Consider the following 17,610-nt stretch of genomic DNA (forward strand, 5'->3'; position numbering starts at 1 on the left):
GGGTTGGGGGAGTCCTGTCTACGGCGTTCGCGCGGGCCGTCCGGGCATGTCGGCGGCGCGTCGGTGAATCGGCCGCATTCCTGTGCTTTGATCCCCTGAACAGGCGATCCGCCCCGGAGCCCGCCACGGGGAGTGGCGAGGGAGCGGGAGGCCCCGGTGGGCCTCCCGCTCCGCTTCCCGCCCGAGCGGTCCTCCCCGGTGCGCGGACCTGAGCAGGCCGTACCCTCCTTCCGGGTCGTACGGCCCCGGGCCTAGAAGAAGCCGACCGCGTCGGGGGAGTAGCTGACCAGCAGGTTCTTGGTCTGCTGGTAGTGCTCCAGGAGCGCCTTGTGGTTCTCCCGCCCGATGCCGGAGTTCTTGTAGCCGCCGAAGGCCGCGTGTGCCGGGTAGGCGTGGTAGCAGTTCGTCCAGACCCGGCCCGCCTGGATGGCGCGCCCGGCCCGGTGGGCGGTGTTGAGGCTGCGGGTCCAGACGCCCGCGCCGAGCCCGTACTGGGTGTCGTTGGCGAGGGCGACGCCGTGGTCGAAGCCGTCGAAGCGGGTGACCGAGACGACCGGCCCGAAGATCTCCTCCTGGAAGACCCGCATCGAGTTGTCGCCCTCGAAGACCGTCGGCGTCACGTAGTAGCCGCCGGCCAGCGCGCCGCCGAGGTCGGCCCGCTCGCCGCCCACCAGGACCTTGGCGCCCTCGTCCCGGCCGATCTCGAAGTAGGAGAGGATCTTCTTCAGCTGCTCGACGCTGGCCTGGGCGCCGACCTGGGTCTCGGTGTCCAGCGGGTCGCCCTGGCGCATCGCGCGCACCCGTGCCAGTCCGTCGCCGAGCAGCCGCTCGTAGACCGGGGACTCGATCAGCGCGCGGCTGGGGCAGGTGCAGACCTCGCCCTGGTTGAGGGCGAACATCGCGAAGCCCTCGACGGCCTTGTCGTAGAAGGCGTCGTCGGCGGCGGCGACGTCCGAGAAGAACACGTTGGGGCTCTTGCCGCCGAGCTCCAGCGTGACCGGGATCAGGTTGTCGGCCGCGGAGCGGGCGATCAGCCGGCCGGTGGTGGTCTCACCGGTGAAGGAGATCTTGCGGACCCGGGTGCTGGCGGCCAGCGGGGCGCCGGCCTCCTCGCCGAAGCCGGTGACGATGTTGACCACGCCGGGCGGCAGCAGGTCGGCGGTCAGCTCGGCGAGCAGCAGCACCGAGGCCGGGGTCTGCTCGGCGGGCTTGAGGACGACCGTGTTGCCGGCCGCGAGCGCCGGGGCGAGCTTCCAGATCGCCATCAGGATCGGGAAGTTCCACGGGATGATCTGGCCGACCACGCCCAGCGGCTCGTGGAAGTGGTACGCGACGGTGTCCTCGTCCAGCTGGGAGAGGCTGCCCTCCTGGGCGCGCAGCGCACCGGCGAAGTAGCGCAGGTGGTCGACGGCGAGCGGGAGGTCGGCGGCCAGCGTCTCGCGCACCGGCTTGCCGTTCTCCCAGCTCTCCGCGACGGCGAGCTGTTCCAGGTTCGCTTCCATCCGGTCGGCGATCCGCAGCAGGACCTGCGCCCGCTCGGCGGCCGGGGTGCGGCCCCAGGAGGGGGCGGCGGCGTGGGCCGCGTCCAGGGCGGCCTCGATGTCCTCGGCGGTGCCGCGGGCGACCTCGGTGAACACCTCGCCGGTGACCGGGGTCGGGTTGCCGAAGTACTCGCCGCGCAGCGGGGGCGTCCATCCGCCGCCGATCCAGTGCTCGTACCGGGAGCGGTAGGCGACGATGCTGCCGGGGGTGCCGGGGGGTTGGTAGACCGTCATGCTGGGTGTCTCCTCGCTGCGTCGGGCACCGCCCGGTGCGGCTCGGGCCACGGGCGGCGCGCCGGGCCGCCCGGCGGGGGCGGTCCGGCGGAGGGTGTGGACACGCAATGGGACCGGTGCCCCGTCGGGGGCGCCCGTCGCGGAGCACGATAGCCGCCGGGCGCCCGGCGCGGCTACGGTCCGTGCGCCGGGCCGGTACGGAGGGTGCGCCTTCCGGCCGCTCTCGGGGGTGCGCGGGCGGGAGGGGCCGGTGCGGATCACCGCGGACGTCGCCGGAACGGGATCACCGCGGCTGCTCGGGAGCGGATCACCGCGGCCGGCCCGGAACGGATCACTGCGGGGGCGCGTGTTGCGGTCGCGCCCCCGCATGCGCTGTCGCGCGCCGCCGCGGGAAGGCGGGGCAGCCCTCATGGCGTGCCGCCGCACGCCGCCGTGCGTCGGGGGGACCACCCCCGTGACGTGCCGCCGCACGCCTCGGCGTGGCAGGGGCGACACCCTCGGGGCGCGCCACCGCACGCCCGTCGGACGGCTCCGGACGCGCGCCGGTCAGACCGCCTGGTACCGGCCGGTGCGGGCCTCCCAGCTGAGGTAGCCGGCCAGCCAGGTGAGCAGCCCGTCCGCGTACCGCTGGGCGATCGTCGCCTCGATCCGGGAGAGGCCCAACTCGCGGTGCACGTCCGGAAGCCTGTCGCGCAGCTCGGCGCAGCGGTCGACCATCAGCTGGGCCTCGGCGATGACCACGGCGCAGGCCTCCTCGGCCGAGCAGCGCCGCTCCCGCTGGACGATCATGACCAGGTTGTTCACGTCCCCGCGCGGCGCCTCCAGCGGGTAGGAGCGCACGTCGTTGCTGAGTGACGGTATGTCGGCCGCCAGCTGGCGGAGTTGGCGTAGCACCGGGTGGTGCAGGACGGCGGCCGGGACCTCGAACTGGCCCAGTCGCTCGACCATGTCGAAGATGGTCTCCATGGCCGCGGTGCCCCGGCGGAGCTCCAGGTAGCCGTCGCGGTCCGGTGGCCGGGTGGAGATCCGGCCGGCCGCCTCGGCCGGGTGACTGGCCAGGTAGTACTCCCAGTTGTAGGCGGCGCGGGCCTGCCAGCGGGCCGGCATGCCCTGCGCGCTGCGGTTCCACAGGTCGGCGAAGGCGGTCTCGACCGGGGACCCCTGGTCGGGGCGGGCGCCGTGCAGGACGGCGATCAGCCGCTCGCAGATCGGGGCCACCTCGGCGGGGCGGCGGCCGAGCGGGCCGTCGAACTGGTCGTCGAAGAGGAAGTAGAAACCCATCAGGTCGGCGGCCAGGGCGAGTTCGTCCGGGCCGGCGTCCGGGTAGCCGAGCGCCGCGAGGTCCACCACCTCCCAGTGCGCGTAGCCGGGGTGGTCGGCGTCGGGCAGCAGCGGATGGCGGATCAGCCAGTCCCGGTGCAGTTCGGTGGCGCGCTGGCCGTGCGGACTGCGGCGGTGCGGGAACGGAATCTGAAGTGATGTGTCGTCAGACATCGGACTCCCGGTGCAGCGGTGGGTGGGGGCGCTTCTTATTCGAGCACTGTCGGTATGGGGAGTTGACGCGGAGGGGCGCGAGTGCTGGGGGCGGATTTCGCAAGATCATCTGCGCCTCGAAGGCCGTAGGGTATCTGATGCAATGATCGGACGTTAGGGATATAGGGCGATTGCCCTCGACGGTACGCCCGAACCCCCACCGTCCGCCCCAGCCTGCACGAATGCCCCACGGGAAGGTCCGTGCGGCGCTAACCTCGGCTCCACGCAGTGATGGAGCTGTGACGCGAGCGGGCGAGGCGGAGGCACGACGGTGACCGAGCAGGAGAACGCAATTCGGGCGGGTGCTGGTTCCACCCCCGACGGCGACGTCACCGCGCCCCGGGTCCGGCTGCGAGACCGAGACGCCGAACTGCGCTCGGTGGAGGCCGCCGTCGACCGGCTCTGCCGCGGCTTCGCCGCCGGTGGCACCGAGATCGGTGACCTGCTCGCCTTCTCCGGCCGCCCCGGCATCGGCAAGACCAGTCTGCTGCACGAGGTCCGGCGGCTCGCCAAGCTCCGCGACGGCGCCACCGTGCTGTTCGCCCGCGGTGGCGAACGGCAGTTCAAGGAGCCGTACCACGTGCTGCGCCAGCTGCTCCAGCCCGTGCTCACCGACCTGAAGCCCGACGTGTTCAGCCAGGTCATGGGCACCTGGGAGGAGGTCGTCGGACCGGCCATGGGCCTGAAGCAGCCCAAGGTCGGCGCCCGCCGCCTCGACCCGCAGGGCGTGCGCGACGGCCTCGACTACGTCATCACCCAGCTCGCGCCGCGCCGCGCCCCGATGGTGATGATCGTCGACGACCTGCACTGGGCGGACGGGGAGTCACTCTCCTGGCTGACCAAGTTCGCCATCCGATCGAGTGAACTTCCCGTCCTGCTCGTCTTCGCCTTCCGGGAGGACGAGAACGACTGGCCCGCCGAGACCCAGGACTTCCGCCGGGACGTCCTCGCGCTCAAGGGCCGCAAGCACGAACTCAACCGACTCTCCCTCAACTCCGTCACCGACATGATCCGCGCCGAGCTCGGCGACAAGGCCGAGGACGCCTTCTGCTACGAGTTCTGGAACGTCGTCAACGGCAACCCGTTCGAGGCCAACACCCTGCTCGACCAGGTCCGCGAGCAGGAGCTCGAACCCGTCGAGGAGAACTCCCGGCAGCTGCGCGAACTCGCCGTCGACGCCGCCGGGATGACCCTCAAGAGCTGGCTGGACCGGCTCGGCGCCAGCACCCTGCGCTTCGCCTGGGCCTGCGCGATGCTGGGCACCGACATCCGGGTCGACCTCGCCACCCGGATCTCCACCCTGAGCACCGAGGGCGCCCGCGAGGCCATCAAGCAGCTGCGCAAGCAGCGCGTGCTGACCCAGACCCCCAACGGGAACCTGGAGTTCGTCCACCCGCTGATCGCCAGCTCCATCTACAACACCATGCCGGACGCCACCCGCCTCGGGATGCACGGCATCGCCGCCGCCGAGATCGAGAACGCCGGACTCGGCCTGCTCGCCGCTTCCCGCCACCTGGTCGAGACCCATTCCGGCGAGGGCGACGACCGGATCGTCAAGAAGCTGCGCCGCGCCGCCGTCGAACACCAGCTGATCGGCGCCCCCGAGGCCGCCCAGCGCTGTCTGCACCGCGCGCTCAACGAGCCGCCCGCCGACGAGATCAAGGCCGAGGTGCTGTACGAACTCGGCTGCTCCGCACTGCTCACCGACCCCGTCGCCACCGTCAACCAGCTCAAGCTGGCCCTCGACCCCGACGAGGTGCCGCTGCGCCCCGCACTGCGCGTGGACGCCACCTTCCGGCTCTCCGAGGTGCTCGCCCACGCCGGTGAGCTGGGCCAGGCCGCCGTGGTCTGCCAGGACGAGGCCGAGCTCACCGCCGACCCGGCCGCGCGCCAGCGGCTCCAGGCCGCCTCGTTCATGTGGCACGCCTTCCGCAAGTCCGAGGAGGACGGCCCCGGCCGCTCCGCCCGGCTCGGCGAGATGTGCCGCAACCTGGGCGGCCGGGAGGCGGCCGACCGGGCCGTACTCGCCATGCGCGCCTGGGACCTCACCCTGCGCGGCGCCCCCTCGGCCGAGGCGCTCGCGCTCGCCGACGAGGTCCTCGACGTCGGCCGGCTCCCCAAGGGCCTCGGCTGGACCGACACCACCTGGGGCTTCGAACTGCCCTCGATGCTCGGCCTGACGTACATCTACAACGACCGCATCGCCCAGGCCGAAAGGCTGGCCGCGGACGCCATCATCCAGTTCGAGATCGCCGGTTGGAGCGGCGCCCACCGGGGCTTCGCCTACTTCCTGATGGGCCTGGCCCGGTTCCGCCGCGGCCTGCTCGCCGAGGCCGAGGACTTCCTGCGCCGCGCGTACCGCATCTCCGAGCGGATCGGGGAGAAGCTTCCGCTGGCCTGGGACGCGATCGGCGTGCTGGTCGACACCCTGATCGCCCGCGGCCGGGTCGACGAGGCCTGGAACCTGGCCAACGAGTTCGGCTTCCACCCGCCGTACCACTCGACGGCCATGGTGCTGCCGGACGCCGCCTCGCTGTACGGCAAGCTGCTGGTCGCCAAGGACAAGTACGCGGGCGCGGCGGCCGCGCTCACCGAGGCCGGCGCCCAACTGGAGGTCCGCGGCTGGCGCAACACCGTCTGGGCGCCCTGGGCCGGCCACCTCGCCATCGCGATCGCGCGCGACGAGCCCGAGCGGGCCCGCGAGTACGCCCAGCAGGCGGTCATGGACGCCCGCGCCTTCGGCACCGCCTCGGCGATCGGCAGCGCGCTGCGCCTGCAGGCCAGGATCGAGGACGGCCAGGCGGCGGTCGAGCTGCTGGAGGACGCCGTGACGTACCTCGGGCAGTCCCCGGCCGGCTACGAGCACGCCGTCGCGCTGGTCGACCTGGGCGCCGCGCTGCGCCGGGTCGGACGGCTGGACGACGCCCAGGAGTACCTGTACCAGGGCATCGAACTGGCCCAGCACTGCTCCGCGGAGGGGCTGGTCGACCGGGCTCGGCGGGAGCTGGCCAACTACGGCCTGCGGCCCAACCGGCTGGGGCTGCGCGACTTCCGGGAGACCATCGAGACGCTCAGCACCGCGGAGTGGGAGGTCGCCCAGCGGGCCGTGCAGGGCGTGCCGCCGCAGCGGATCGCCGACGAGCTCGGGGTGCCGATCGGCCTGGTCAACCGTCGACTGGCGGCGGTCTACCGCAAGGCGGGCAGCGGGCCGGACGGGCTGGCCTCGGCGCTCGGGCTGCCGCAGCAGCAGCGGGACGCGGGCCGGCTGGAGGACCTGGACGACTAGGAGCGGGTGGCGCGTCGCGGCCGGTGGCCGGCGGGCGGTGCCGGGTGCGGCGTGCTGCGCCCGGTGGGGCGCGGGCGGGCGGGTGCCCGGCGGGGGCGGGACGGCGCCTGCCGGGTGCGTAGTCGGTGCCTGACGGGTGCCCAGGGGCCCAAGTGGTGGACGGTGGCGCGCGGGGCGGCGCGTGGGTGCGCGGAAGCGCCTGCGCCGCGCCCGCCGTCGCTAGGCTGACCGACACGGGGCTGCCGCGGCGCCCCCTCGACGGACCCGGAACCGGGCGGCCGCGGTGCGACCGGGCCGCCAGTGAGGAGCAGGCCAATGGCGAGCGAGGCCACCAGCGTGCGGCAGGAACCCCTGGAGCCCTCGGGCGCCGGCGCCGCGATCGGGCGCTGGACGCTCACGGCCGGCCCGTACGAGGCGAGCGTGCTCACCCTCGGCGCGACGCTGCACACCCTGAGCGCCCCGGACCGCGCCGGCCGCTGTGCCCAACTGCTGCTGTCCACCGACCGGTTGGCCGAGATCCTCGGCCCGGCCCGGCACTACGGCACGGTGGTGGGCCGGTACGCCAACCGGATCGACCGCTCGTCGGTCACCATCGACGGCGAGGAGCACCAGCTCGCCGGGACCGGCGGTGGCATGACCATCCACGGCGGTCCGGACGGCTTCGCGCACCGGATGTGGGAGGCCGAGCCGGTCGAGGGCGGGGTGCGGCTGGCGCTGCACAGCCCGGACGGGGACCAGGGCTTCCCGGGTGCGATGGACGTCACCGTCACGTACACCCTGGCCGCCTCCGGTGAGCTGGTGATCGCCTACCGCGCCGTCACCGGCAAGCCGACCGTCGTCAACCTGACCAACCACGCGTACTTCAACCTCTCGGGTGAAGGCAGCGGCGACGTCCTCGGCCACCTGCTCACCCTGGACGCCGACGCCTACACCCCGGCCGACGAGCGGCAGATCCCGTACGGCAGGACCGAGCCGGTGGCCGGCACGCCGTTCGACTTCACGCTGGCCACGCCGGTCGGCAAGTCGGTGCACGACGAGCATCCCCAGCTGACCGGGCCCGGGGGCTACGACCACAACTGGGTGCTGCGCGCCCGGCCGGCGGACGGCAGCCCGGCGCGGGCGGCGCGACTGGAGGACCCGGTCAGCGGCCGCACCCTGGAGGTGTTCACCACCGAGCCGGGCATCCAGGTCTACACGGCGAACAAGTTCCAGGGTGCGGTCACCGGAGCGAGGGGCGTTCCGTACGGGCCGTTCGCCGGGATCGCACTGGAGACCCAGCACTTCCCGGACTCCCCGCACCACCCGGCGTTCCCCAGCACGGAGCTGCGGCCGGGGGAGGAGTTCCGCTCGACGACCGTGCTCCGGCTGGGGACCGATCGGTAGGGGCCGACCGGCGGGCCGGGCCCTACCGCCCGACCGGGCCCTGCCGATCGACCGGGCCGGTCCTACGGCCGCAGGTCCCGGCGCATGCAGAGCCGGGGCCAGCGGTCCAGGCCGTGCTCGGCCTCCTTGCGGCGGATCTCGCGCAGGCCGGGAGTGAGTTCCTCCCCGGCCAGCGGCCGGAAGCCGCAGCGGGCGTAGTAGGGGGCGTTCCAGGGCACCTCGGCGAAGGTGGTGAGGGTGAGTGCCGGGGCGTCGGCGGTCTCGGCGAGGTGCTCGATCAGCGCCCGGCCGATGCCGCGGCGGGCGTGGTCGGGGTGTACCGAGACCTGTTCGATGTGGAGCGCGCCGTCCACCGGCTCGGCCAGCAGGTAGGCGGCGACGGTTCCGTCGGGGGCCTCGGCGACCAGGGCGACGCCCCGGTCCAGGTAGTGCGCCAGCTCCTGCGGCGCGGGAGGTTCGTCCTCGGCGATCTCGGGCATGCCGATCGCGGCGAAGGGTGCGCCGGCGGCCCGCTCCAGCTCGGTGAGCAGCGGAAGTTCGTCCCTGGTGACGGCTCTGATTCGCATGCGTCCAGTCTGCTGCAGGCCGCTTTCGGCCACGCACGGTGGTTTCGTCGGCCAGTCCACAGTGGGGCGAATCGGACGAAGTAGGGCAATCGGTGCCGCCGTCAACTACCGTGCGGCAACGTCAAGGACACGCGGGCGTAACGATCGCGGTTTCTTGCAGAAACTTGCTGCAAGGACTTTCCGTCCTTCTTGTGCCGCTGTTAACTTCCTTCCCGAGCCCGACGGCAGCAACGGTGCGGTCGGTACGAGGCAGCCACATTATGCGCCTGTCTCCGAACATCTCGGGCACCCCCACCCTCCCAAGGAGTTCTCATGCGGCGTGGCATCGCGGCCTCTGCCCTCGTTGTGGCCCTCGCGGTCTCGATGGCTGCCTGTGGCAGCAGCGGCTCCAGCTCCGACGGCAAGGCCGACGGGCCGGTCACCCTCACGTACTGGGACACCTCGAACGCCACCAACGAGGCGCCGAACTACCAGGAGCTCGTCAAGAAGTTCGAGGCTGCGAACCCGAACATCAAGGTCGACTTCGTCAACGTCCCGTTCGACCAGGCGCAGAACAAGCTGCAGACCGCCATGGGGGCCAAGGGCGCTCCGGACGTGTTCCGCTCCGAGGTCGGCTGGACCGCCGCCTTCGCCAAGGCCGGCTACCTCGAGCCGCTGGACGGCACCCCGGCCGCCGCCGACACCTCCGCCTTCCAGCCGAGCCTGATTCAGCAGGCCAAGTACGAGGGCAAGCTGTACGGCGTCCCGCTGGTGACCGACACCCTCGGCCTGATGTACAACAAGGAGCTCTTCGCCAAGGCCGGCATCACCGAGGCGCCGAAGACCTGGGACGAGCTGAAGACCGACGCCGCCGCCGTCAAGGACAAGGCCGGCGTGGACGGCTTCTGGCTGAAGGCCGCGGACGGCTACTACGCGCTGCCGTTCCTGTTCGGCGAGGGCACCGACACCGTCGACGCCGCCGGCAAGAAGATCACCATCACCTCGCCGGAGGCCGTCAAGGCCGTCGAGACCTACAAGACGATGTTCACCTCGCCCGGCACCGCCAAGGCCGACGTCACCACCGACGCCTACGCGCACATGATGGACGCCTTCAACAGCGGCAAGGTCGCGGCGATCATCCAGGGCCCCTGGGAGATCACCAACGTCTACAAGGGCTCGGCCTTCGCGGACAAGAGCAACCTCGGCATCGCCGCCGTCCCGGGCGGCTCCGCCGGCAAGGGCGCCGCCCCGACCGGTGGCCACAACATCTCCGTCTACGCGGGCGCCGACAAGGCCCACAAGGCCGCCGCGGAGAAGTTCGCCGCCTTCATGACCTCGGCCGAGAGCCAGGCGTTCATCGCGCAGAAGAACGCCACCCTGCCCACCCGCTCCGACGCCTTCACCGCCGACGTCAAGGCCGACCCGGGCATCGCCGGCTTCCAGGCCGTGCTGAACAGCGCCAAGCCGCGCCCCGAACTGCCCGAGTACAGCTCGCTGCTGGCCTCGCTGAACACCAACCTGGGCAAGGTCGTCCAGGGCACGAGCACCCAGGACGCGCTGAACACCGTCGCCACCGACTACGCCAAGCTCCTGCCGGGCTTCGCCAAGTAGTCCCTGTGCCCGGCCCGCCGGTCGACGGGTGACCGCGGACGGGTGACGGCGGACGCGGGACGGCGAACGAACAACAGAGAACAGATTTCACCATCTGTCAGTTGTCATCTGTTCGCTGTCCGTCGTTCGCCGCCTCCCGCCACCGCCACCCGTCACCCCTCCGGCGGGCCGGGCCGTCGGCTCCCCCGAGAATCCCCCCGAGAAGGTGCAAACGATGTCAGTCGCCGTGCAGGGCGCCACCGACAAGGGCAGCCGGGAGCGCGAGCAGCGTCCGGGCCTGCTGGAACGCGCCAAGCGCTCCTACTCCAAGCACTGGTACGCCTACGCGATGATCGCGCCGGTCGTGCTGGTGCTCGGCGTGCTGGTGCTCTACCCGCTCGCCGAGGGCATCTGGCTCACCCTCACCGACGCCAACAGCCTCAACGTGGCCCGCAAGATCGGCGTCAACGAGATCCCGGCGAGCTACGAGTTCGTCGGCTTCCACAACTACGCCGACATCCTGTGGGGCCCCGGCTCGTACGACCGCTTCTGGTCGCACTTCGTCTGGACCATCGCCTGGACGGCCGTCTGCGTCTTCCTGCACTACACCCTCGGCCTCGGCCTCGCGCTGCTGCTCAACCAGAAGATGCGCGGCCGCGCCGCCTACCGGATGCTGCTCATCCTGCCCTGGGCCGTACCGACCTTCGTGACCGTCTTCTCCTGGCGCCTGATGCTCGCCGACGGCGGCGTCGTCAACGGCATCCTCTCCTTCCTGCACCTGCCCGAGCCGGGCTGGCTCACCGACCCGTGGGCGCAGAAGGCGGCCGCGATCATGGTGAACACCTGGGCCGGCGTGCCGTTCATGATGATCTCGCTGCTCGGCGGTCTCCAGTCGATCCCGGCCGAGCTGTACGAGGCCGCCGAGATGGACGGCGCCAGCGCCTGGCAGCGCTTCCGGTACGTCACCCTGCCGGGGCTGCGCTCCGTCTCCTCCACGGTCGTGCTGCTCGGCGTGATCTGGACGTTCAACCAGTTCAACGTGATCTTCCTGCTGTTCGGCACCGGTGCCCCCGACGCCCAGCTGCTGGTCACCTGGGCGTACCGGCTCGGCTTCGGCCAGATCCCCCGGGACTACGCGCAGTCCGCCGCCTACGGCGTGATCCTGCTGTCCATCCTGATCGTCTTCACCGCCTTCTACCGGCGCTGGCTCGCTCGCAACGAGCAGGCCAACGGCTGAGGCCCCGGACCCAGTTGACCCACGAAGGCAGGTAACCCGATGAGCACCACCACCGAACTCCCGGCCCGCGCGGCGGCCCCGGCCGCCCGGCCCGCCAAGGTCCGCCGCCGCGGCGAGCGCAGCCCGCTGGCCCGGGCGCTGTCCCACGGCACCCTGATCCTGGCCGGCCTGATCGCGCTGTTCCCGGTCGCGTGGATCCTGTTCGTCTCGCTCGGCCCGGACAAGACCGACTACCTCCACCCCGGCCAGATCTTCGGCAAGCTGACGCTGTCGAACTACCGGCACGTGCTGTCCGACACCGACTTCTTCACCTGGTTCGGCAACGCCCTGCTGGTCTCCGGCATCACCACCGTGTTCGGCGTGATGCTCGCCGCCACCACCGGCTACGCGGTGTCCCGGATGAAGTTCCCCGGGCACAAGCCGCTGATGTGGTCGCTGCTGGTCACCCAGATGTTCCCGATCGCGGTGCTGATCGTGCCGATGTACACGATGCTCTCCGAACTCGGCCTGCTGGACAGCTACACCGGTCTGATCCTGGTCTACTCGACCACCACCGTGCCGTACTGCGCCTGGCTGCTGAAGGGCTACTTCGACACCATCCCGGTCGAGATCGACGAGGCCGGCCGGGTCGACGGGCTCAGCCCGTTCGGCACCTTCTGGCGGCTCGTGCTGCCGCTCGCCCGCCCGGGCCTGGCGGTGGCGGCCTTCTACTCCTTCCTCACCTACTGGGCCGAGGTGCCGTTCGCCTCCACGTTCATGCTCAGCTCCGACAAGTACACGCTGGCCGTGGGCCTCCAGACCTTCGTCAGCGAGCACGACGCCCAGTGGAACCTGATGGCCGCGACCGCCGTGCTGATCGCGATCCCGTCCGCGGCCTTCTTCTACCTGGTGCAGCGCCACCTGGTCACCGGCCTGACCGCCGGTGCCTCCAAGTCGTAGCGCGCCGCCGCGTCGTCACGCGCCTCCACATCCCAGCGCCCTCCGCTCCTCTAGTCCCCAAGGGATACCGTCCATGACCCAGAACCTGGCCGACACCTCCCGGCCTGCCGCCGACACCGCTCACGAGGCGAACGTCAGCGCGTCCAGAGGCTGGTGGCGGGACGCGGTCATCTACCAGGTGTACCCGCGCAGCTTCGCCGACTCCAACGGCGACGGCATGGGTGACCTGCCCGGCATCCGCAGCCGCCTGCCCTACCTGCGCGACCTCGGGGTGGACGCGGTCTGGCTCTCGCCGTTCTACGCCTCGCCGCAGGCGGACGCCGGCTACGACGTCGCCGACTACCGCGCGGTGGACCCGATGTTCGGCACCCTGCTGGACGCCGACGCCCTCATCCGGGACGCCCACGACCTGGGCCTGCGGATCATCGTCGACCTCGTCCCCAACCACTCCTCGGACCAGCACGAGTGGTTCCAGCGCGCGCTGCGCGAGGGCCCCGGCTCCCCGCTGCGCGAGCGCTACCACTTCCGCCCCGGCAAGGGCGAGCAGGGCGAACTGCCGCCCAACGACTGGGAGTCCATCTTCGGCGGCCCGGCCTGGACCCGCACCGAGAACCCGGACGGCACCCCCGGCGACTGGTACCTGCACCTGTTCGCCCCGGAGCAGCCCGACTTCAACTGGGAGAACCCGGCCGTCGCCGACGAGTTCCGCTCGATCCTGCGGTTCTGGCTCGACATGGGCGTGGACGGCTTCCGCATCGACGTCGCCCACGGCCTGGTCAAGGCCCCCGGCCTGCCCGACCTCGGCGGCTCCGACCAGCTCAAGCTGCTCGGCAACGACGTCATGCCGTTCTTCGACCAGGACGGCGTGCACGAGATCTACCGCAGCTGGCGCAAGATCCTCGACGAGTACCCGGGCCAGCGGATCGGCGTCGCCGAGGCCTGGACCCCGACCGTCCAGCGCACCGCCAACTACGTCCGCCCGGACGAGCTGCACCAGGCCTTCAACTTCCAGTACCTGGGCACCGACTGGGACGCCGCCGCGCTGCGCGAGGTGATCGACCTCTCGCTCGACTCGATGCGCCCGGTCGACGCCCCCACCACCTGGGTGCTGTCCAACCACGACGTCACCCGGCACGCCACCCGGTTCGCCAACGAGCCCGGGCTCGGCACCCAGATCCGCACCCCCGGCGACCGCGGACTCGGCCTGCGCCGCGCCCGCGCCGCCACCCTGCTGATGCTCGCGCTGCCCGGCTCGGCGTACGTCTACCAGGGCGAGGAACTCGGCCTGCCGGACGTCACCGACCTGCCCGACGAGGTCCGCCAGGACCCGTCGTTCTTCCGCCAGGCCGGCCAGGACGGCTACCGCGACGGCTGCCGCGTCCCGATCCCGTGGTCAGGCACCGAGGCCCCGTACGGCTTCGGCCCGGTGGCCGGCGGACCGTCCTGGCTGCCGCAGCCGGCCGAGTGGGCCGGACTGAGCGTCGAGGCGCAGACCGGCGACCCGACCTCCACCCTGGAGCTCTACCGCAGCGCGCTGGCCGTCCGCCGGGCCCGGCCCGACCTCGGCGCCGGTACCGGGGTCGAGTGGCTGGAGAGCCCCGAGGGCACCCTGGCGTTCCGCCGCGGCGCCTTCGTCTGCACCGTGAACGCCACCGGCGAGCCGGTGCGGATAGCGGCCCCGGGCACGCTGCTGCTCGCCTCGGCCGACCTCGTGGTGGACGGCGGCGAGACGGTGCTCGCACCGGACAGCACCGGCTGGTGGGCGGTCTGACGTGGTTGGAATAGGCTCTGGGACCGTGACTACGGCGCGACTCTCAGACATCGCGGCGCAGGCGGGGGTCAGCGAAGCCACCGTCTCCCGCGTGCTCAACGGCAAGGCGAACGTTTCAGCCGCCACCCGGCAGACCGTTCTGGCGGCGCTGGACGTGCTCGGGTACGAGCGGCCGACCCGCCTGCGCCAGCGCAGTGCAGGGCTGATCGGTCTGATCACGCCGGAGCTGAGCAACCCGATCTTCCCGGCGCTGGCCCAGGTGATCGAGCAGGTGCTCAGCCGGCACGGCTACACCCCGGTGCTGTGCACCCAGACGCCGGGCGGGTCCACCGAGGACGAACTGGTGGACATGCTGGTGGACCGGGGAGTGGCGGGCATCGTCTTCGTCTCCGGGCTGCACGCCGACACCACCGCCGACCACGACCGCTACGCCCGGCTGGCCGGGCGCGGGGTGCCGTTCGTGCTGATCAACGGCTACAGCGAGAAGATCGACGCGCCGTTCATCTCGCCGGACGACCGGGCCGCGATGTGGATGGCCGTCCAGCACCTGGCCGAACTCGGGCACGAGCGGATCGGGTTGGCCGTCGGACAGCGCCGGTACGTGCCGGTGCTGCGCAAGATCGAGGGCTTCACGGCGGCGATGCGCGAGGTGCTCGGGCACAGCGGGGAATCGGCCGAGAACCTCGTCCACCACACGCTGTTCAGTGTGGAGGGCGGGCACGCGGCGGCCGGCGCGCTGCTCGACAAGGGCTGCACGGCGATCGTCTGCGGGAGCGACATGATGGCGCTCGGGGCGATCCGGGCGGTGCGCCAGCGCGGGCTGTCGGTGCCGCAGGACGTGTCGGTGGTCGGGTTCGACGACTCGCCGCTGATCGCCTTCACCGAGCCGCCGCTGACCACGATCCGCCAGCCGGTCGAGGCGATGGCCACGGCGGCGGTGGACGCGCTGCTGGAGGAGGTCGGCGGAAACGCCGCCCAGCGGGGCGAGTTCATGTTCCAGCCGGAGCTGGTGATGCGCGGGTCCACGGGGGCCTGCGCGCGCTGAGCCCCGGCGGCCGCGGCCGACGCAAGGGCCCCGGAGGGCGGTTGACCTCCGGGGCCCTTCGGCGTGCGCGCGGCCGGTCGTGGTGGCCGGTCGTGGCGGCGCCGTCGGGGTGGTCAGCCCTCCTGGGTGGTCGGCCGGTCGGTGGTCAGGCGGTGTCCGTCGGCCGCGTCGCCGGTCCGGGTCTCGGTGCGGCGGCCGCGGGCCAGGTAGTCGCGCAGGACCAGTTCGACGGCGTCCTGGGGGTTCTTGGTGCCGGAGAGCATCATCACGTCGATCGCGAGGTTCGCGTCGAGGGCGACGGTGACCTGGGCCATGTGGACTCCTCGGGTGTCCTCGGGTGCAGAGCAGCAGCATGCCCGTTGGAGCGGGGATCCACCACGGGATTCGGCCGGAGGTACGCCGGAACCCCCGGGGAGAGCGACCAGACTCTCCCCGGGGGTGGTGGGTGGTCAGCGTTCGGGCGACAGCTGACAGATGATGAAATCTGTTACCTGTTATCTGTCACCTGAGGCCCGTCGGCTGTCCGACTGCGCGCCGGTCTCAGACCCGGCCGGCGAAGTCCGGGGCCCAGTTGGCGATGCTCTGCTCGCGGACGCCCGAGCTCGGGTTGGCGGCCTCGACGTACTTGCCGCTGCCGACGTAGATCGCGACGTGGTAGACGCCGGAGTCCTTGCCGTTGTTGGACCAGAACAGCAGGTCGCCCGGCTGGAGGCTGTCCAGCGAGACGTGGGTGCTGGCGGCGGCCTGGTCGGCGGCGACGCGCGGGACGGAGATGCCCGCGGCGCGCAGCGCGGCCTGGGTCAGGCCGGAGCAGTCCCAGCCGCCGTTGCCGGTGCCGCCGTAGACGTACGCCTGACCGACCTTCGACTCGGCGAAGGCGACCGCGGCGGCCATGCTGCCGGTGGCGGCCGGAGCCTGGGTCTGGGCCTGCGGCGCGGGCTTGGCGGCCGGCTTGGCGGCCGGGGCCGGGGTCTGCGCGGTCGGCTGGGCGTTCACGGCACCGCCGGTCGCACCGCCGGTCGTACCACCGAAGGACAGCTGCTGGCCCGGGTAGATGGTGTCCGGGCCCTCGGTCAGGGTGCCGCGGTTGAGGTCGTACAGCCGCTGCCAGCCGCCCTGCACGTTGTGCTGGTCGGCGATCGAGGACAGCCAGTCGCCCTCGGCCACGGTGTAGTCGCCGCCCTGGGTCTGCTGCTGACGCTTCTGGACCCAGTCGCCGCGGTTGCCGGAGGCGGTGGAGCCGGCGGTGGCCTGCGCGCCGTCCTGGGCGGGCACGGCGGGCTTCGTGGCGGGGGCCTGGGGCTTCGCGGCCGGAGCGGCCGGCTTGGCGCTCTGGACGGGCGCGGCGGGCTTGGAAGCGGTCGAGCCCGTGGTCGAGCCCGCCGAGGTGTCGACGGCGGCCGGGGTGCCGCCCTTGGTCAGGCCGGCCTTGACGGAGCAGACGGGCCAGGCGCCCGGGCCCTGCGAGGCGAGGACCTTCTCGGCGGTCGCGATCTGCTGGTCCTTGGTGGCCAGGTCGGCGCGCGCCGCGTAGGCGGTGCCGCCGAAGGCGGACCAGGTGCTGGAGGTGAACTGGAGGCCGCCGTAGAAGCCGTTGCCGGTGTTGATGCTCCAGTTGCCGCCGCTCTCGCACTGGGCGACCTTGTCCCAGGTGGCGACGGAGGCGGCCGAGGCGGTGCCCGAGGTGAGGCAGGGGACGGTGAGGCCGACGCCCGCGACGCCGAGGGCGGCGATCACGCGGCGGGTGCGGCTGGGCAGACTGGTGCCGTTGGTGGGCAGCATGAAGACGGAGTCCTCTCCCACGCCTGCGAGGTGAGCTGTCGGATTCGGGCTGGAGTTGCCCGGCCGCGCTGGTGGGCGCGGCTTCACCCCTAGCCCTGGACCGTTCCGGAGACCGGTCCGGGGCGACTTACCTGTGGGTCCCCCGCTCCTGCCGTGATGCGTTTTCGCGCTGCCGGAACATCCGACGGCAGGACTCGGCGTCGCGGATGAACCGGGTTCGTGTGGTCACGAACGGGGAGCACGTTAATCAGACTCAAGTTCAAACCGCAAACCACTGTGATGCGCATCACGGTTTAGTGGGAACTGCCAAAATTGCTGCCCTTCATGATCGTAAATGATCGTTTTCGGGCAATGTCATTGCTGAAGTCGACAACTGGCTCTGCCTCAGGAGTGACATGACGGCGCGTCGAGTCGCGGAATCGGCGCACCCTGACGGTGGGGGAGTGGTCGCGATTCGCACACCCGGGCCCGCGCTCCCTATTCCCCTTCAAATACCGCCAGAACGGACATTCCTCGCCATTTCCGCGTCATTGTCGTCCGCATCCGGCGGGAGGGTGGCGTGCGAGGGGTGACGCGCGAGGGGCGACGCGGGGGTGGGAGGCGGCATGGCGAAGGGCCCGGAACGCAAGCTTGGGTTCTAGGAGTCGTTGCAACATCCCAGTTCAGGGGATGCATTGGACTTCGAGATCCGCAGGGACCGGACGGCCCAGGGGCCTGTGAAGCT

Annotated in this window: 12 protein-coding genes and 1 riboswitch; of the genes, 7 read left to right on the forward strand and 5 right to left on the reverse strand. The window is 71.8% G+C overall.

All coding sequences use genetic code 11. The features are described 5' to 3' along the window. Positions 1-251: 251 nt before the first annotated feature. Together ACIQ87_RS20660 and ACIQ87_RS20665 are read right to left on the reverse strand one after the other, a co-directional pair. Positions 252-1,775 carry an aldehyde dehydrogenase family protein gene (locus ACIQ87_RS20660; RefSeq protein WP_402408589.1) on the reverse strand — a complete coding sequence of 508 codons (1,524 nt, stop codon included), beginning with the start codon at positions 1,773-1,775 and terminating at the stop codon, positions 252-254. 546 nt (positions 1,776-2,321) lie between these two features. Next, positions 2,322-3,269: a terpene cyclase gene (locus ACIQ87_RS20665; RefSeq protein WP_402408592.1), complete on the reverse strand. Its 948-nt coding sequence runs from the start codon at positions 3,267-3,269 to the stop codon at positions 2,322-2,324. A gap of 310 nt (positions 3,270-3,579) precedes the next feature. On the opposite strand from ACIQ87_RS20665, the gene ACIQ87_RS20670 reads away from it, so the two are divergent. Together ACIQ87_RS20670 and ACIQ87_RS20675 are read left to right on the forward strand one after the other, a co-directional pair. Beyond that, positions 3,580-6,594 carry an ATP-binding protein gene (locus tag ACIQ87_RS20670; RefSeq protein WP_402408595.1) on the forward strand — a complete coding sequence of 1,005 codons (3,015 nt, stop codon included), beginning with the start codon at positions 3,580-3,582 and terminating at the stop codon, positions 6,592-6,594. Positions 6,595-6,909: 315 nt separating this feature from the next. Continuing rightward, the gene (locus ACIQ87_RS20675; RefSeq protein WP_402408597.1) at positions 6,910-7,977 is read left to right on the forward strand and encodes an aldose epimerase family protein; all 1,068 of its coding nucleotides are present in this window, start codon (positions 6,910-6,912) and stop codon (positions 7,975-7,977) included. Between the two features lie 62 nt (positions 7,978-8,039). On the opposite strand, the gene ACIQ87_RS20680 is transcribed toward ACIQ87_RS20675, so the two are convergent. After that, positions 8,040-8,543 carry a GNAT family N-acetyltransferase gene (locus ACIQ87_RS20680; RefSeq protein WP_402408600.1) on the reverse strand — a complete coding sequence of 168 codons (504 nt, stop codon included), beginning with the start codon at positions 8,541-8,543 and terminating at the stop codon, positions 8,040-8,042. Positions 8,544-8,855: 312 nt separating this feature from the next. Here ACIQ87_RS20680 and ACIQ87_RS20685 point away from each other — a divergent pair, with 312 nt between their 5' ends. The 5 genes from ACIQ87_RS20685 to ACIQ87_RS20705 all read left to right on the forward strand — a co-directional run bounded on the left by ACIQ87_RS20685 (position 8,856) and on the right by ACIQ87_RS20705 (position 15,104). Further along, positions 8,856-10,133, forward strand: a complete 1,278-nt coding sequence (locus ACIQ87_RS20685; protein WP_402408602.1) for an extracellular solute-binding protein — start codon at positions 8,856-8,858, stop codon at positions 10,131-10,133. A 214-nt stretch (positions 10,134-10,347) separates the two neighbouring features. After that, complete coding sequence (locus ACIQ87_RS20690) at positions 10,348-11,349, forward strand: carbohydrate ABC transporter permease (protein WP_402408605.1); 1,002 nt, start codon at positions 10,348-10,350, stop codon at positions 11,347-11,349. Positions 11,350-11,388: 39 nt separating this feature from the next. Further along, the gene (locus ACIQ87_RS20695; RefSeq protein WP_402408607.1) at positions 11,389-12,288 is read left to right on the forward strand and encodes a sugar ABC transporter permease; all 900 of its coding nucleotides are present in this window, start codon (positions 11,389-11,391) and stop codon (positions 12,286-12,288) included. 73 nt (positions 12,289-12,361) lie between these two features. Beyond that, on the forward strand, positions 12,362-14,059 hold the full coding sequence (locus ACIQ87_RS20700; protein ID WP_402408609.1) for a glycoside hydrolase family 13 protein: 1,698 nt from the start codon (positions 12,362-12,364) through the stop codon (positions 14,057-14,059). 25 nt (positions 14,060-14,084) lie between these two features. Next, on the forward strand, positions 14,085-15,104 hold the full coding sequence (locus ACIQ87_RS20705) for a LacI family DNA-binding transcriptional regulator (protein WP_402408612.1): 1,020 nt from the start codon (positions 14,085-14,087) through the stop codon (positions 15,102-15,104). A 113-nt stretch (positions 15,105-15,217) separates the two neighbouring features. On the opposite strand, the gene ACIQ87_RS20710 is transcribed toward ACIQ87_RS20705, so the two are convergent. Together ACIQ87_RS20710 and ACIQ87_RS20715 are read right to left on the reverse strand one after the other, a co-directional pair. Further along, the gene (locus ACIQ87_RS20710) at positions 15,218-15,418 is read right to left on the reverse strand and encodes a hypothetical protein (protein WP_402408615.1); all 201 of its coding nucleotides are present in this window, start codon (positions 15,416-15,418) and stop codon (positions 15,218-15,220) included. Positions 15,419-15,644: 226 nt separating this feature from the next. Further along, positions 15,645-16,907, reverse strand: a complete 1,263-nt coding sequence (locus ACIQ87_RS20715; RefSeq protein WP_402408616.1) for a transglycosylase family protein — start codon at positions 16,905-16,907, stop codon at positions 15,645-15,647. Continuing rightward, a riboswitch (cyclic di-AMP (ydaO/yuaA leader) is annotated at positions 16,894-17,057 on the reverse strand. Its footprint overlaps the gene before it by 14 nt. Positions 17,058-17,610: the final 553 nt, after the last annotated feature.

This window comes from Kitasatospora sp. NPDC096204 (assembly GCF_044763205.1).
Classification (GTDB): domain Bacteria; phylum Actinomycetota; class Actinomycetes; order Streptomycetales; family Streptomycetaceae; genus Kitasatospora.

Coding starts and splice junctions, on each gene's coding strand:
- ACIQ87_RS20690 (WP_402408605.1), top strand. CDS start 10,348: ATGTCAGTCGCCGTGCAGGGCGCCACCGACAAGGGCAGCCGGGAGCGC.
- ACIQ87_RS20685 (WP_402408602.1), top strand. CDS start 8,856: ATGCGGCGTGGCATCGCGGCCTCTGCCCTCGTTGTGGCCCTCGCGGTC.
- ACIQ87_RS20710 (WP_402408615.1), bottom strand. CDS start 15,418: ATGGCCCAGGTCACCGTCGCCCTCGACGCGAACCTCGCGATCGACGTG.
- ACIQ87_RS20665 (WP_402408592.1), bottom strand. CDS start 3,269: ATGTCTGACGACACATCACTTCAGATTCCGTTCCCGCACCGCCGCAGT.
- ACIQ87_RS20675 (WP_402408597.1), top strand. CDS start 6,910: ATGGCGAGCGAGGCCACCAGCGTGCGGCAGGAACCCCTGGAGCCCTCG.
- ACIQ87_RS20695 (WP_402408607.1), top strand. CDS start 11,389: ATGAGCACCACCACCGAACTCCCGGCCCGCGCGGCGGCCCCGGCCGCC.
- ACIQ87_RS20680 (WP_402408600.1), bottom strand. CDS start 8,543: ATGCGAATCAGAGCCGTCACCAGGGACGAACTTCCGCTGCTCACCGAG.
- ACIQ87_RS20700 (WP_402408609.1), top strand. CDS start 12,362: ATGACCCAGAACCTGGCCGACACCTCCCGGCCTGCCGCCGACACCGCT.
- ACIQ87_RS20660 (WP_402408589.1), bottom strand. CDS start 1,775: ATGACGGTCTACCAACCCCCCGGCACCCCCGGCAGCATCGTCGCCTAC.